Source organism: Cellulomonas sp. SLBN-39 (assembly GCF_006715865.1).
In the GTDB taxonomy this organism is placed as follows: domain Bacteria; phylum Actinomycetota; class Actinomycetes; order Actinomycetales; family Cellulomonadaceae; genus Cellulomonas.
Genome location: NZ_VFOA01000001.1, coordinates 920,529 through 935,000, shown reverse-complemented (window position 1 = coordinate 935,000; position 14,472 = coordinate 920,529). Strand labels below are relative to the sequence as shown.

Below are 14,472 nucleotides of genomic sequence, written 5' to 3'. Positions count from 1 at the left end.
CGCTCGGGTCAGACGTACCGCTCGAGGATGCTCGACTCGGCGAGCCGGGACAGACCCTCGCGGATCGACCGCGCGCGCTGCTCGCCCACGCCGTCGACGGCCATGAGGTCGTCGGTGGTCGCGGCGAGCAGCTTCTGCAGACCGCCGAAGTGCCCGACGAGGCGGTCGACCACACCGACGGGCAGCCGCGGGACCTTCGACAGCAGGCGGTAGCCGCGCGGGCCGACCGCCGCGTCGAGGGCCTCGCCGGCGCCCGGCAGCCCGAGCACCCGGCCGATGTGCGCGATGTCGAGCAGCTGCGTGGAGTCGAGCTCGGCGAGCGCGTCCAGCACGGTCTCGACGGGGCGGCGGCCCGTGTCGACGTAGTCGCGGATGACCAGCTCGCGCTCGATCCCGACACCGCCCACGAGCTCGTCGAGCTGCAGGGTCAGCAGGCGACCGTCCGTGCCGAGCTCGACCACGTAGCCCGCGATCTCGTCGGAGATGCGGCGCACCATCTCCAGGCGCTGGACCACCGCGGACACGTCGCGGACCGTGACAAGGTCCTCGATCTCCAGCGCGGACAGCGTGCCGCTGACCTCGTCGAGGCGCGCCTTGTAGCGCTCGAGGGTGGCGAGGGCCTGGTTCGCGCGCGACAGGATCGTCGTGGAGTCCTCGAGCTGGTGGCGCAGATGGCCCACCCAGATCGCGATGATCCGCATCGACGCGGACACCGAGATCACCGGCAGCCCGGTCTGCTTGGCGACCCGCTCGGCGGTGCGGTGCCGGGTGCCGGACTCGCTGGTCTCGATCGACGGGTCGGGCAGCAGCTGCACCGCGGCGCGCACGATCCGGCCGCGCACGGGGTCGAGGACGACCGCGCCGTCCATCTTGGCCAGCTCGCGCAGCCGGGTCGCGGAGAACTCCACGTCGAGCACGAACCCGCCGGAGCAGAGCTGCTCGACGGTCGGGTCCATCCCCAGCACGATCAGGGCGCCCGTGCGGCCGCGCAGGATGCGCTCGAGGCCGTCGCGGAGCTCGCTCCCGGGAGCGACGGCGGCGAGCGTGGACCTCAGCAGGTCCTCCTGAGCGGGGTGGGGCACGCGGGAATCGTATCGGGGGCGTGACAGAAGACCAGCGCCGCTCCCGGGTGAGACGTTCACACGGGGTCCGCGAGCCCGGCGCGCACCGCCGCCGCGAGGTCGCCGACCTCGATGGCGTGCAGGCCGTCGGGCACGCTCACGTCGTCGAGCGCACCCGCCGGCACCACCGCGCGCGTGCAGCCCAGCCGGGCCGCCTCGGCGAGGCGGCGGCCGACGCCCGGCACCGGGCGGATCTCGCCCGCGAGCCCCACCTCGCCGACCGCGACGAGGCCGGTGTGCACGGGCTGGTTCTCCCGGCCGCCGACCGCGGCGAGCGCGAGTGCCAGGTCCGCGGCCGGCTCCACGACCCGCGCGCCGCCGACCGTCGAGACGTACACGTCCTGGTCGGCCAGGCGCGCGCCGAGCCGGCGCTGGAGCACCGCCAGCACCATCGCCAGGCGGCTGGAGTCCACGCCGCTGGTCGTGCGGCGCGGGTTCGGGACGACGCTCGGCGCGACGAGCGCCTGCACCTCGGCCGCCAGCGGGCGGCGCCCCTCGAGCGTGACGGTCAGGCACGTGCCCGGCACGTCCGCGGTGAGGCGCGACGTGAACAGGCCCGACGGGTCCGCCAGCCCCACGATCCCGCGCTCGGACAGGTCGAAGCAGCCGACCTCGTCGGTGGGCCCGTACCGGTTCTTCGTCGCCCGCAGCAGCCGCAGCCGCGAGTGCCGCTCGCCCTCGAACTGGCACACCACGTCCACGAGGTGCTCCAGCGTGCGCGGTCCCGCGACCGAGCCGTCCTTCGTCACGTGGCCGACCAGCACCACCGGCATGCCCCGGGACTTGGCCACGGCGATGAGCGACGCCGCGACCTCGCGCACCTGCGCGACCCCGCCGGCCGCGCCGTCGACCTGCGCGGACGACACCGTCTGCACCGAGTCGAGCACCAGCAGCTGCGGGTCGACGGCCTCGACGTGCCCCAGCACCGTGCCCAGGTCGTTCTCGTCCGCCAGCAGCAGCTGCGGGTCCAGCGCGTGGATCCGCCCCGCCCGCAGGCGCACCTGGGCGGCCGACTCCTCGCCCGTCACGTAGAGCACCCGCCGCCCGCCCCGGGCCGCGCGCGCCGCGACGTCCAGCAGCAGCGTCGACTTGCCGACGCCCGGCTCGCCGGCCATCAGCACCACCGCACCCGGCACGAGCCCGCCGCCCAGCACCCGGTCGAGCTCGTCGACGCCGGTCGGGCGCGCCGCGGCGGCCTCGACGTCGATCTCGTGGATCGGCCGGGCCGGTGCGCGCGTCGGCGCGACGGCCGCCGTGCGGGGCCCGCCGGCGCCGGGCCCGGCGTCCTCGGCGACCGTGCCCCACGCCTGGCACTCGCCGCAGCGGCCCACCCACTTGGGTGCGGACCAGCCGCACTCCGCGCACCGGAACGTGGTGCGCGCCTCGGGCGTGCGGCGTGCGTCGGCGCGGCGTGCGGTCGTCTGGCTCACGTGCCGGACCGTACGTGCCCGCGCCCACACGCGCGCCGCGCCGCCCGCCGGCCGGGCGCGTCGCTAGGCTGCCGAGGTGCCGGCCCGTGCCGGCGGACGACACGAGGGGGGACCTCGCGATGAGCGACACCGGGCAGCCGCCGCAGCCGGGACCACGACCCGACCCCGGACCGCCCCGCGGACCGGGAGGCCGGCCCGACGCGCGGCCGGCGCAGCCGTCGTGGGCGCCCGCCGCACCCGGCGCGGGCGGCACGTCCGGTGCCGGTGGCGCGCCTGCGGGCCCGCCCCGGCACGCGTCGGCGGGTGGTCACGCCACGCCCGGGCACGGGCTGCCCGCGTCGGCCGCCCGCGCGTCCGCCCCGCCCGCGCCGGTGCCGCCCACCGGGCCCGCCGGCAGCGACGAGCCGTCGCGTCGCCCCCGGTGGCTCGTCCCCGTCGTGGTGGCCGGGGCGGTCGTCGTCGTGGGTGGCGTGGTCGCCGGCGTGCTCGCCGGGCAGGGCGCGTTCACGCCCGCGGCACCCAGCCCGTCGACGTCGACGGTCGTGCTCGCCTCCCCGACGAGCACGATCGACCCCGTCGGCCGGGACGCCACGACCGCCTTCGCGTCCGCGCTGCCGGGCACGGTGCTGCAGTACGCCGTCGCGTCGTCGGAGGAGGACGCCGAGCGGGTGGCCGACGGCGCCCTGGAGGCCTGGCTCGAGACGTGGACGGACGGCGGCGACGCCACCCTGACCGTGCGCGCGGGCCAGTGGGAGACGGCCGAGGAGGCCGCCGCCGTCGCGGACGCGGTCGCGCAGGGGCTGCCCGAGGCGCAGGAGGCGGACGGCACGCCGACGGCCGGGTCCACCGCGGCCCCCGCGCTCCCGGCCACGGGCGACGTGGTCGTCGACGGCGAGACGGTCGGCACCTACACGGTGGTCGACGCCGGCGACGGCACGGGCGTGGCGGTGTGGAGCAACGGCACCGCCGTGCTGGAGATCACCGGCCCGGTCGGCCAGATCCTCGACCTGTACGCCGCCTTCCCGCTCTGACGGTCGGCCTCAGGCCGGCGCGGTGCGCTCCTCGAGGACCGCCAGGACGTTGCCGGCGGGGTCCGTGAACCAGGCGATGTGCGGGCCGCGGGGGTCGCGCACCACGCCGTCCTCGTCGTGCGCCGCGCCGGGGTAGCGGGCGAGCTCGACACCGCGCTCCACGAGCGCCGCGGCGGCCCGCGTGACGTCCGGGACGCTGAAGCTGAGCACGGTGAAGCTCGCGGGCGCGTGCTCCGGGCCCTTGGGGTACACGAACACCGCGGCACCGCCCGCGGGGCGCAGCCACAGGCCCATCGGGGTGCGGTCGGCGACGATCCCGAGGACGTCGGTGTAGAAGGTCTGCGCGGCGTCGAGGTCGTCGACGGAGAAGCTGCTGAACGCGGGGGTGCTGCCGAGCACGGGTCTGCCCTCCGGGGCCGGGCCGTCGTCGGCGGCCGGGTCGTCGCGGCACCGGTCGGTGCCGCTCCCGGGGCCGACCCCGTCCGGCCGACGGATCGGTTCACCTGTACGGGTGAGTCTCAGACGTCGGGCGCGCCCGCCGCCGGGAGGCGCACCGCGAACGTCGTGCGACCCGGCGCGCTGGTGCAGGTCAGGGTGCCGCCGTGGGCCGCGACCACGGCGTGCGCGATCGCCAGGCCCAGGCCCGTCGAGCCCGCCGCCCGGTTGCGCGACGCGTCGCCGCGCGTGAACCGCTGGAACAGCCGGTCCCGCAGCTCGGGCGGCACCCCCGGGCCGTCGTCGGCGACCGTCAGCAGCACGGCGTCCCCGTCGCGCCGCAGGCCCACGGTGACCTGCGTGCCCGGCGGCGTGTGCCGCCGCGCGTTCGACGTGAGGTTCGCCAGCACCTGGCGCAGGCGGTGGTCGTCGCCGACGACCTGGAGGTCCTCGTCGTCCGGCCCGTCACCCTCGTCCGTCGCGTCGTCGCCGCCCGTCCCGCCGGGCAGGTCGAGGCGCCACACGTGGTCCGGGCCGGCCGCGTGCGCGTCGGTCACGGCGTCGACCGCCAGCGCCGTGAGGTCGACCGGCTCCCGGTCCAGCGGGCGGCCCGCGTCGAGACGGGCCAGCAGCAGCAGGTCGTCGACGAGCGCCGTCATGCGCACCGACTCCGCCTCGACCCGCGCCAGCGCCGCCAGCGTCGCAGGCGGCAGCTCGTCGGGGGAGCGGCGCACCAGCTCGGTGTAGCCGCGGATCGACGCCAGGGGCGTGCGCAGCTCGTGGCTCGCGTCCGCCACGAACTGGCGCACCTGCTGCTCCGACGCGTGCCGGGCCGCGAACGACGACTCGATGTGCCCCAGCATCCGGTCCAGCGCGGCACCCACCTGCCCGACCTCGGTCGACGGGTCGGTGTCGCGCGGGTCGACGCGGGCGACGATCTCGACCTCCCCGCGCGAGAGCGGCTGCTCGGCGACCCGCGTCGCGGTGGCCGCCACCCGGGTCAGCGGCTCCAGCTCGCGGCGCAGCAGCAGCGACCCGCCCACGCCCGCGAGGAGCAGGGCCCCCGCCGCGACCAGCACCTCGACGACGACGTAGCGCTCGACGGTCGCGGTGGCGTCGGCCGTCGGCAGGGCGTTGACGACGACGTCGCCCGTCGACGAGGTCATCGCGACCGCGCGGTACGTGCCGAGGCCGTCCAGGCTCACGGAGTGCGCCGTGCCGTCGGCGGGCACGGCGGCCAGCGCCGCGAGCTGGGCGTCGGTCAGCGCGGTGAAGACGGGGTCGCCGTCCACGAACTCGTAGAAGCCCGCGCGCACGCCGTCGTCGGACACGACGACGCTGATCGTGCCGACGTCCTGCCCCGGCACGCCCAGCGGCTCGGGCCGGCCGCCCGGCACCACGCCCGGGTCGGGGATCGTGCCGTCCTCGTCGCGCGGGATCCCCTCCGTCACGCGGACCGCGCGCTGCGCGGCCTCCAGCGCCCGCTCGTCGACCTGCTGGACCAGCGAGTCGCGCAGCGCGAGCGTCGAGACGGCGCCCATCGCGGTGCCGACGACCAGCACCAGCCCGAGGACGACGACGACCAGCCGGCGGCGCAGCGTCCAGCGCGCACGGCGTCGAGGCACGCTCACCCTCTCAGGACGCGGGACGCAGGACGTACCCGACGCCGCGCAGCGTGTGCAGCATCGGCTCGCGCCCCTTGTCGATCTTGCGGCGCAGGTACGACACGTACAGCTCGACGATGTTCGCCTGCCCGCCGAAGTCGTACTGCCACACGCGGTCGAGGATCTGGGCCTTGCTCAGCACCCGGCGCGGGTTGCGCATGAAGTACCGGAGCAGCTCGAACTCCGTCGCGGTCAGCCGGACCTCGTCGTCGCCGCGCCACACCTCGTGCGAGTCCTCGTCCATCCGCAGGTCGCCCACCACGAGCACGGAGTCCTCGCGGGCGGACACGGCACCGGCCCGGCGCAGCAGCGCCCGCAGGCGCGCCACGACCTCCTCGAGGCTGAACGGCTTGGTCACGTAGTCGTCGCCGCCCGCCGTCAGGCCCGCGACCCGGTCCTCGACGGCGTCGCGCGCCGTGAGGAACAGCACGGGCACGTGCGGGTGCGTCGCGCGGATGCGCCGCAGCACGTCCAGGCCCGACATGTCGGGGAGCATGACGTCGAGCAGGATCACGTCCGGGTCGAGGCTCTTGGCCCGCTTGACGGCCGCGTGGCCGGTGAGCGCGTGCTCCACGTTCCACCCCTCGTACCGCAGCGCGGTCGACAGCAGCTCGGCCAGCGTCGCCTCGTCGTCGACCACGAGGGCGCGGACGGGCGAGCCGTCGGCGCGCGAGAGCACGTCGGGGCGGGACGCGGTGCGGGGGGCGGGTGCGGTCGTCGTCATGTGCCCACCCTGTGCGTCGGCCCTGTGCCGCCCCTGGAGCGTTCCTGTGAGCTGCCTGAGGACGTCCGGGTTCACCCGGGCGGCGCGTCGTCCCCGGCGTCGACCTGCTCGCGCCGCGACTCGAACACGACGCCCGCGAGGATCACCTCGATGCCGAACCGCGTGGCCTCGGGCAGGTCCACGGCGCCCGGGTCCAGCAGCCACTGCGCCTGCAGGCCGTCCATGACGCCGAGGATCGCGCTCGCGGCCCGCTCGGCCGTCGCGCGCGGGACGCCCTCGCCGAGGCGCTGCACCGCGTCCGCGACGTGCGCGCGCCAGAACCGCTGACGCTCCACGGCCCACGCGTGCGCGGGGTGCCCGGCGGTGACGGCCTCGCCCATGACGACCGTGTACCCCTGCGCGAGCCCGGGGTCGGCCGCGGTCGTCTCGGCGGTGCCCATCAGGTACCGGAACAGCGCGACCCCGCTGGGCAGGCGCCCGCCCTCGAGGTCGCGCACGGCCTCGCGGTCCCGGTGCTCCAGGACCTCGACCAGCAGCTGCTCCTTCGAGCCCACGTGGTGCAGCACGCCGGCGCGCGTGATGCCCACGCGCTCGGCGACCTCCGCGAGGGACCCGTTGGTGTAGCCCCGCTCGGCGAACACCGCCGCGGCGGCGCGCACCACCTCCTCGTGCCGCTCCGCGCCCGACCCCCGGCGCGCGCGCCCCCGCTCGTCCATGCCCGGCACCCTAGCCCGCTGACTGACACGTCAGGAGGGCGCAGGCGCGGCGCGTCGCCACCCTGCTCGGGAGGGGCGCGGCGGGCACCGACCCAGCAACCCCGGGGCGGGCGTCCAGCGGGGTCACAGGTGGCGCAGGTGGGATGCGGGGCGCAGGGGCGGACCGACGCAGCACCGAGGAGACGTCATGACGACCACCACGACCGCGACCCGCACGCGCCGCACCGGCACCGGCAACGCCGAGCTCGTCCTCCTCCCCGGCGGCGTGGGCACCCCGGCGCCGGCGCGCGCCGGCACCGGTCCCGAGCCGTGGATCACCGTCAACGTGCGGCCCACCGGGTCGTTCGGCCGCGACGACGTCGGACGGCTGCGCACGCTCCTCGACGCCGTCGCCGCCTGCGCGTCGATCGTCGTCCTCGACCTGCGCTCCGCCCGGCTGCGGTCCCCGCACGCCGCCGAGGTCATCGACGAGGCCGGGGCGGCCCTCGAGGCGCGCGGCGGCTGCCTGCTGTGCGTCGGGGCCGACGCGGACGCCCGCGCCCGGCTCGCCGGGTGCCGGCACGCCGTCGTCGCGGCACCGGAGGCCTCGCCCTCGGAGCCTGCGTGACCAGCACGGACGCCGTACCGGTGCCCGGTGGGGACCACGCACCGCGCGCGCCGGCCGCCGCCGCGCGCACCCCGACCCGCGCGCCCCGTCAGGTGCCCTACCGTGTGCGGGTGCCCGAGGCCCCGACCACCCCGCCACCCGTGCGCCCGGCCGCCCGTGTCGCCGTGGTGCTCGCCTCCCTCGCCGTCGCGGTCGCCAGCGCCGCAGGCGTCGCGCTGCTGTGGCGCACGTTCGTCGTCACGTGGGCCGGGCAGCGCGTCGAGGACCGCGCCCTCGACGGCGCCGCGTACGGGCAGACCCAGCTCTGGGTCGTGGCCGAGCGTGTCCTCGACGTCGTGTCGGTCGGCTTCATCGCCGCCGTCCTCGTCAGCGCCGTGCTCATCGCCGTGGTCCGTCGGCGCTGGTCCCTGGCCATGCACGTCGCCCTGCTCGTGGGCGGCGCGAACCTCACCACGCAGCTCGTCAAGGCCGCCCTCGACCGGCCCGACCTCGGCGTCGGTGCCGACTACGGCAACACGCTGCCCAGCGGCCACACGACCGCCGCGGCGTCGGTGTCCGCCGCCCTGCTGCTCGTCGTGCCGCCGCAGGCCCGGCCGGCGGTCGCCGTCGTCGGTGCGACCTACACCACCGCCACCGGCGTCTCCACGCTCGTCGGGCAGTGGCACCGGCCGTCGGACGTGGTGGCCGCAGCCCTCGTCGTGCTCGGCTGGACCGCGATCGTCTGCGCCGTCATGGCCCTGCAGCCCGCACCCGCCGCGACCACCGCCACCGCCGCGCTGCGCGCGGTCCCGGGCATCGACCCGTGGCGCCGCCGCACGCGCGGCACCACCGCGCTCCTCGCCGCCCTCGGTGCCGGCGCCGGCGTCGTGGCCACCCTGCTGCTGCTGCAGGCCTGGGCCGACCGCGCCCAGGAGGCGTCGCGCGCCGACGAGCTCGCCGCGTACGCCGGCGGCGCGGCTGCCGTCGTCGCGGCCGCGTGCCTGACCTTCGCCGCCATGCTCGCGCTGCGGCACGCCGCGGGTTCGAGGCGCGAGACGCCCGCCCGTCCGGCTTGACGGGAGCACGTAGAGTCCCACGGTACGGACGCGCCCCGGCGCCGGGTGCGTCGCCCCCACCCTCGTCACGCCCGTACGCGCACGGCACGGAAGGCCGGTCAGATGTCCGCAGGTCGCAAGCTCGTCATCGTGGAGTCCCCCGCGAAGGCGCGCACCATCGCCGGCTACCTCGGCGACGGGTACGACGTGGAGGCGTCCGTCGGGCACATCCGCGACCTCCCGCAGCCGTCCGAGCTGCCCGCGGACATGAAGAAGGGGCCCTTCGGCAAGTTCGCCGTCGACGTCGAGAACGGCTTCGCCCCGTACTACGTGGTCGACGCGGACAAGAAGAAGAAGGTCGCGGAGCTCAAGAAGCTCCTCAAGGAGTCCGACGAGCTCTTCCTCGCGACCGACGAGGACCGCGAGGGCGAGGCCATCGCCTGGCACCTGCTGGCCGAGCTCAAGCCCAAGGTGCCGGTCAAGCGCATGGTGTTCCACGAGATCACCCGCGAGGCCATCACGCGGGCGCTCGAGAACACCCGCGAGCTCGACCAGAGCCTCGTCGACGCGCAGGAGACCCGCCGCATCCTCGACCGTCTGTACGGGTACGAGGTCAGCCCCGTGCTGTGGCGCAAGGTCCGCCAGGGCCTGTCCGCCGGGCGCGTGCAGTCCGTGGCGACCCGGCTGGTCGTCGAGCGCGAGCGCGAGCGCATGGCGTTCGTCGCCGCCGACTACTGGGACGTCACCGGGACCTTCGCGGTCGCCGACGCCGACGAGCCGCAGTTCACCGCCCGCCTCACGGGCGTGGGCGGGGAGCGCGTGGCCTCGGGCCGCGACTTCGACGACCGCGGGCAGATCAAGGGGCGCGGCGTCGTGGCGCTCGACGAGGCGCGTGCGCAGGCGCTCGTCGCAGGCCTCGACGGTGCCGCGTTCGCGGTGCAGTCCCTCGAGACCAAGCCGTACACGCGCCGTCCCGCGGCGCCGTTCACCACCTCGACGCTCCAGCAGGAGGCGTCCCGCAAGCTCCGGATGAGCTCGCGGCAGGCCATGCGCACCGCGCAGGGCCTGTACGAGAACGGCTACATCACCTACATGCGGACCGACTCGCCCGTGCTGAGCACGCAGGCCGTCGACGCCGCCCGCCGCCAGGCCGCCGAGCTCTACGGCGCCGAGTACGTGCCCGACGCCCCGCGCGTCTACACGTCCAAGGCGAAGGGCGCCCAGGAGGCGCACGAGGCGATCCGTCCCGCCGGCGACCACTTCCGCACCCCCGCCCAGGTGGCGCGCGAGCTGTCCGGCGACCAGTTCAAGCTGTACGAGCTGATCTGGAAGCGGACCGTCGCGTCGCAGATGGCCGACGCGCGCGGGCAGACCGCGTCGGTGCGTCTGGCCGCCACGGCCCGGCCGGCCGGCGCCGAGCCGGTCGAGACCGTGTTCTCCGCCTCGGGCACCGTCATCACCTTCCGCGGCTTCCTCGCCGCGTACGAGGAGGGGCGTGACGTCGACCGGTACGACGAGGCGTCGGGCCAGGAGAAGACGGCCGAGAAGGACGCCCGTCTGCCGCAGATGGCCCAGGGCGACCCCCTCACCGGCACCGACCTGTCGGCCGACGGGCACCGCACGTCCCCGCCGCCGCGCTACACGGAGGCGTCCCTGGTCAAGGCACTCGAGGAGCGCGGCATCGGCCGCCCCTCGACATACGCGGCCACGATCGGCGTCATCCAGGACCGCGGCTACGTGACCGGCCGCGGGCAGGCGCTCGTGCCGACATGGCTCGCGTTCGCCGTCACGCGCCTGCTCGAGGAGAACTTCGACCGGCTCGTCGACTACTCCTTCACCGCGGAGATGGAGGAGGACCTCGACGCCATCGCCGCCGGCCAGAAGGACCGCGTCGCGTGGCTGACGGAGTTCTACTTCGGCGACCGGGCGGCGTCCGCGACCGGCGGCCTGCGCGGGATCGTGGAGAACCTCGGCGAGATCGACGCGCGCGAGGTCAACTCCATCGACATCGGCGACGGCATCACCCTGCGCGTCGGCCGCTACGGCCCGTACATCGAGGCGCCCGGCGAGGGCCCCGACGACGACCCGCGGCGCGCGTCCGTCCCGGACGACCTCGCGCCCGACGAGCTCACCGTCGCCAAGGCGCACGAGCTGTTCGAGACCCAGCCCGAGGGCGACAAGGTGCTCGGCACCGACCCGACGACCGGCACGCCGATCGTCGCCCGCTCGGGCCGCTACGGGCCGTACGTCACCGAGGTGCTGCCCGAGCCCGAGCTGGACCCGGACCTGTCGGCCGCGGCCCGCAAGAGGGCGCTCGCGGCGCTGCCGAAGCCGCGCACGGGCTCGCTGTTCAAGTCGATGTCGCTCGCGACCGTCACCCTCGACGACGCGCTGCGCCTGCTCTCGCTGCCGCGCGTCGTGGGCGTCGACCCCGAGTCGGGCGCCGAGATCACCGCCCAGAACGGCCGCTACGGCCCGTACCTGAAGAAGGGCACGGACTCGCGGACGCTCGCGTCGGAGGAGCAGCTGTTCGACATCACGCTCGAGGAGGCGCTGGCGATCTACGCCCAGCCCAAGCGCGGCCGCGGGCAGACCGCGACGCCCCCGCTGCGCGAGCTCGGCACCGACCCGACCAGCGGCAAGCCGATCGTGGTCAAGGACGGCCGCTTCGGCGCGTACGTCACGGACGGCGAGACCAACCGGACGCTGCCCCGCGACGTGACGCCGGAGTCGATCACGCCGGAGCAGGCCGTCGAGCTGCTCGCCGAGAAGCGTGCGGCCGGCCCGGCCAAGAAGCGCACGACGGCCCGCAAGCCGGCCGCCCCCCGCAAGAAGGCCACCACCCGCTCCTGACCCCCGTCCTCCACACCCGCGACCCCGTCATCCGTGCCGCCGGACCCGGCGCCACCACCACGGATGACGGGCTCGCGGGATCGAGCTGCCCCGACGTCCCGGGCTCGGACGCCCCGTGGGCGTGCCGAGCCCGTCATCCCTGACGCCGGCGGGCACCTCGAGCCCACCGATGACGGGGTCGGCAGCACGAGTCGGGGTCGTGCCATCTGCACCGTCTGCGCCGAGGCCGTCATCCGTGGCGGGTGGGCGGGTGTCGGGGCGATGGATCACGGGGTCGCGGGGCCGGAGCGTGAGAGCCAGCGGGTGACGGCGGTCGGGATCTTCGTCGTGCCGAGGTCGGCGGGCGTGAAGCGGAGGAGGTCGGTCGTGCCGCCGGCGAGGATCGCGTTCTGCCGCTCGCGGTCCCGGTAGAGGGCCGTGGGCGTCGCGTGCGGCCCGGTCCCGTCCATCTCCAGGACGAGCAGACGTCCGTCAGCGCGCCGCCACCCCAGGTCCCCGCGGGCGACCACGCGGCCGTCGGCCCCGATCACAGGGACCTGCAGCGCGTCCGGCGGCACCCCCGCGTCGACGCACTCGAGCCGTGCCCACGTCTCGGGCGGTGACTGCGACCGCCCGTCGACCAGGTCCCACCAGTCGTGCAGCCGGGCGGCGCCCCGACGGCCGCGCGCAGCACGGCGCGTCCGGGCGAGGGCGTCCGCGTCCACCAGCCCGCGTTCCAGGGCGCTGTCGAGGACCGCGACCGCGTGGCGGCGCGAGAGCTCGCAGACGGCCTGCGCCAGGGCGGTGACGGGGTCGGCGACCCGTGCCGTGCCGACCGTCTCGACGCGCATGCCAGCCTCGAAGCAGCGGACCCGTGCGCCGGCACGCGGTCGTCGGTGGTCGGCGCCGGGCAGTGCGACCTCCGGACGGATGACGGTGGGCAGCCCGGCGACGCCGTGGAGGGCGAGTGCGCAGGCCCCGACGGCCACGGCCTGCTGCTCCCCGTACGCGAGGAGCCCGAACCACGCCGTCCGCCGGCGGGCTGCGGCGGGGTCGTCGGGTGCGGGCCGTGCCGGCACCAGGTCCAGGACCCCGCGGGCCGGCGCGGTGACCGTGCCGGCCCGCACGTGGCGCATGCGCCGGTGCGCGTCGAGCCCGGCCGCGTCGCACTGCCGGGCCGAGACGAGGCCCTCCTGCTGGGCGGCCAGGGCCAGCAGGTCGGGCGGGAGGGGCGGTGACGGTCGCACCCCCGCACCCCACCGCCCCCGCCCCTGCCCCGGGCCCCGGCGGGCCCGACCTGTGCGCGCCCCGCTCATCTCCCCACCTGTGGACCGCTCGCTGACCACCCGCCGACCCCGTCATCCGTGCCGCTCCGCGACCGGACCCCGCCACGGATGACGGGGTCGCGACGCGCTGGGACCGGGCCAGGTCGCCGGATGACGGGACCTGCGGGTGCCGAACCCGTCATCCGGTCCGATGCAGCCCCGGGTGCCGCCACCGACCACGGGGTCGGCGGGGGGGTGAGCGGGGCGCCCGTCGACACCGTCATCTGCCGCGTCCGCGCGGGGTGGAGCGGCAGAGATGACGGGGTCGGCGGGTGGTGGCGAGGGTCGGGTCGGGGGGACGGGGCAGGAGGTCGGGGTCAGGGGTGGTGGGGGGTGGGGGCCGGGAGGGCGGCTCGGGTGCGGATCGTGGTGGAGAGGGTCTCCAGGGAGCGCAGGGCGTCCACGAGGTCCGGGACGCGGACGGCGAACGGCATCGCGTGGATCGTCTCGCCCTCGGCGGTGGCGGCGCGCGCCACGGTCGTCAGCGCGTCCACGTCGTCGACGCCCAGCCCCACCTCGGTGAGGGTGTTCGGCAGGCCGAGGCGCGTCGTCAGCTCCACGAACGCGACGATCTCCGCCCGCGGCGCGCCCTCGAGGACCAGCTGGGTCAGCGTGCCGATGTTCACCTTCTCGCCGTGCGTGAGCCCGTGCGTGTGCGGCACGGCGGTGAGCCCGTTGTGGATCGCGTGCGCCGCGGCCAGCCCGCCGGACTCGAAGCCCAGGCCCGACAGCAGCGTGTTCGCCTCGACGACCTTCTCGACGGCGGGTGTGACCAGGTGGTGCCGGACGGCCTCGACCGCCGACTCCGCGTTCTCCCACAGCACGTCCCACGAGAGCCGGGCCAGGGCGGTCCCCGTGAGGGTCGGGACCCCGCCGGCCATCGTCTCGGAGTCCGTCCGGGCGACCGCGCGTGCCTCGACCCACGTGGCGAGCGCGTCGCCGACGCCCGCGACGAGGAACCGCACGGGGGCGTTCGCGACCACCTGGGTGTCGACGAGCACGAGGTCGGGGTTGCGGGGGAAGAACCGGTACTCCTCGAACGCGCCCTCCTCGGTGTAGATCACCGACAGCGCGGAGCACGGGGCGTCCGTCGAGGCGAGGGTGGGGACGGACGCCCAGCGGACGCCCGCGAGGTGCCCGGCGGCCTTGACGGCGTCGATCGTCGATCCGCCCCCGACGCCGACGACCACGTCGGCCCCGGTCTCGCCGATGCGGGCGGCGATGGCCTCCACGGCCGCCGCGGTGGCGTACGTGCCGAAACCGTCCCGCACGAGCGGCAGGCCCGCGGCGGCGAACGACGCCCGCACGGTGTCCTCGGTGAACCCCCAGACGGCGTCGTCCGCGACGACGAGCGGGGTGCGGCCGAGCGGGGCGACGAACTCGCCGACGCGGGCGAGCGCACCGCGTCCCTGCACGTAGCGCAGCGGGGCGATGAGCGTGCGGACGGCTCCGGGACCTGCCGGGGCGGTCTCGCTGGGCGTGGACATGGTGGGCACCCTCCCGGTCGGCGGGGGCGGTCCCGGGGGTCGGGACGACCGCCGACCTGCGCCCCA

Annotated in this window: 12 protein-coding genes; 4 read left to right on the top strand and 8 right to left on the bottom strand. The window is 76.3% G+C overall.

Translation table 11 applies throughout. The features are described from left to right. Window positions 1-8: 8 nt before the first annotated feature. Together disA and radA are read right to left on the bottom strand one after the other, a co-directional pair. Window positions 9-1,082: a DNA integrity scanning diadenylate cyclase DisA gene (gene disA / locus FBY24_RS04150; protein ID WP_142158319.1), complete on the bottom strand. Its 1,074-nt coding sequence runs from the start codon at window positions 1,080-1,082 to the stop codon at window positions 9-11. Between the two features lie 56 nt (window positions 1,083-1,138). Then, on the bottom strand, window positions 1,139-2,551 hold the full coding sequence (radA, locus tag FBY24_RS04145) for a DNA repair protein RadA (protein ID WP_142158316.1): 1,413 nt from the start codon (window positions 2,549-2,551) through the stop codon (window positions 1,139-1,141). 119 nt (window positions 2,552-2,670) lie between these two features. Between radA and FBY24_RS04140 the strand changes: the two genes are divergently transcribed. Continuing rightward, window positions 2,671-3,582 carry a hypothetical protein gene (locus tag FBY24_RS04140; protein ID WP_142158314.1) on the top strand — a complete coding sequence of 304 codons (912 nt, stop codon included), beginning with the start codon at window positions 2,671-2,673 and terminating at the stop codon, window positions 3,580-3,582. Window positions 3,583-3,591: 9 nt separating this feature from the next. Here FBY24_RS04140 and FBY24_RS04135 read toward each other — a convergent pair whose 3' ends face one another. The 4 genes from FBY24_RS04135 to FBY24_RS04120 all read right to left on the bottom strand — a co-directional run bounded on the left by FBY24_RS04135 (window position 3,592) and on the right by FBY24_RS04120 (window position 7,121). Next, a complete protein-coding gene (locus FBY24_RS04135) occupies window positions 3,592-3,981 on the bottom strand; it encodes a VOC family protein (RefSeq protein WP_142158312.1) in 390 nt (129 codons plus the stop codon). Between the two features lie 119 nt (window positions 3,982-4,100). Further along, window positions 4,101-5,642 (bottom strand): cell wall metabolism sensor histidine kinase WalK, encoded by a 1,542-nt coding sequence (locus FBY24_RS04130; protein ID WP_255432211.1) that lies wholly within the window; start codon window positions 5,640-5,642, stop codon window positions 4,101-4,103. A 10-nt stretch (window positions 5,643-5,652) separates the two neighbouring features. Further along, window positions 5,653-6,405 carry a response regulator transcription factor gene (locus FBY24_RS04125; RefSeq protein WP_142158309.1) on the bottom strand — a complete coding sequence of 251 codons (753 nt, stop codon included), beginning with the start codon at window positions 6,403-6,405 and terminating at the stop codon, window positions 5,653-5,655. Between the two features lie 71 nt (window positions 6,406-6,476). Then, window positions 6,477-7,121, bottom strand: coding sequence for a TetR/AcrR family transcriptional regulator (locus FBY24_RS04120; RefSeq protein WP_142158307.1), 645 nt, complete (start codon window positions 7,119-7,121; stop codon window positions 6,477-6,479). A gap of 187 nt (window positions 7,122-7,308) precedes the next feature. On the opposite strand from FBY24_RS04120, the gene FBY24_RS04115 reads away from it, so the two are divergent. From FBY24_RS04115 to topA, 3 genes are all read left to right on the top strand, one after another. Next, entirely contained in the window at window positions 7,309-7,728 is a 420-nt protein-coding gene (locus FBY24_RS04115) for a hypothetical protein (RefSeq protein WP_142158305.1), read from the top strand. Window positions 7,729-7,838: 110 nt separating this feature from the next. After that, a complete protein-coding gene (locus tag FBY24_RS04110) occupies window positions 7,839-8,783 on the top strand; it encodes a phosphatase PAP2 family protein (RefSeq protein ID WP_255432210.1) in 945 nt (314 codons plus the stop codon). Window positions 8,784-8,885: 102 nt separating this feature from the next. Then, on the top strand, window positions 8,886-11,615 hold the full coding sequence (gene topA / locus FBY24_RS04105) for a type I DNA topoisomerase (protein WP_142158303.1): 2,730 nt from the start codon (window positions 8,886-8,888) through the stop codon (window positions 11,613-11,615). Between the two features lie 266 nt (window positions 11,616-11,881). Here topA and FBY24_RS04100 read toward each other — a convergent pair whose 3' ends face one another. Beyond that, the gene (locus FBY24_RS04100) at window positions 11,882-12,841 is read right to left on the bottom strand and encodes a hypothetical protein (RefSeq protein ID WP_142158300.1); all 960 of its coding nucleotides are present in this window, start codon (window positions 12,839-12,841) and stop codon (window positions 11,882-11,884) included. Between the two features lie 395 nt (window positions 12,842-13,236). After that, a complete protein-coding gene (locus FBY24_RS04095; RefSeq protein ID WP_142158298.1) occupies window positions 13,237-14,406 on the bottom strand; it encodes a glycerol dehydrogenase in 1,170 nt (389 codons plus the stop codon). Window positions 14,407-14,472: the final 66 nt, after the last annotated feature.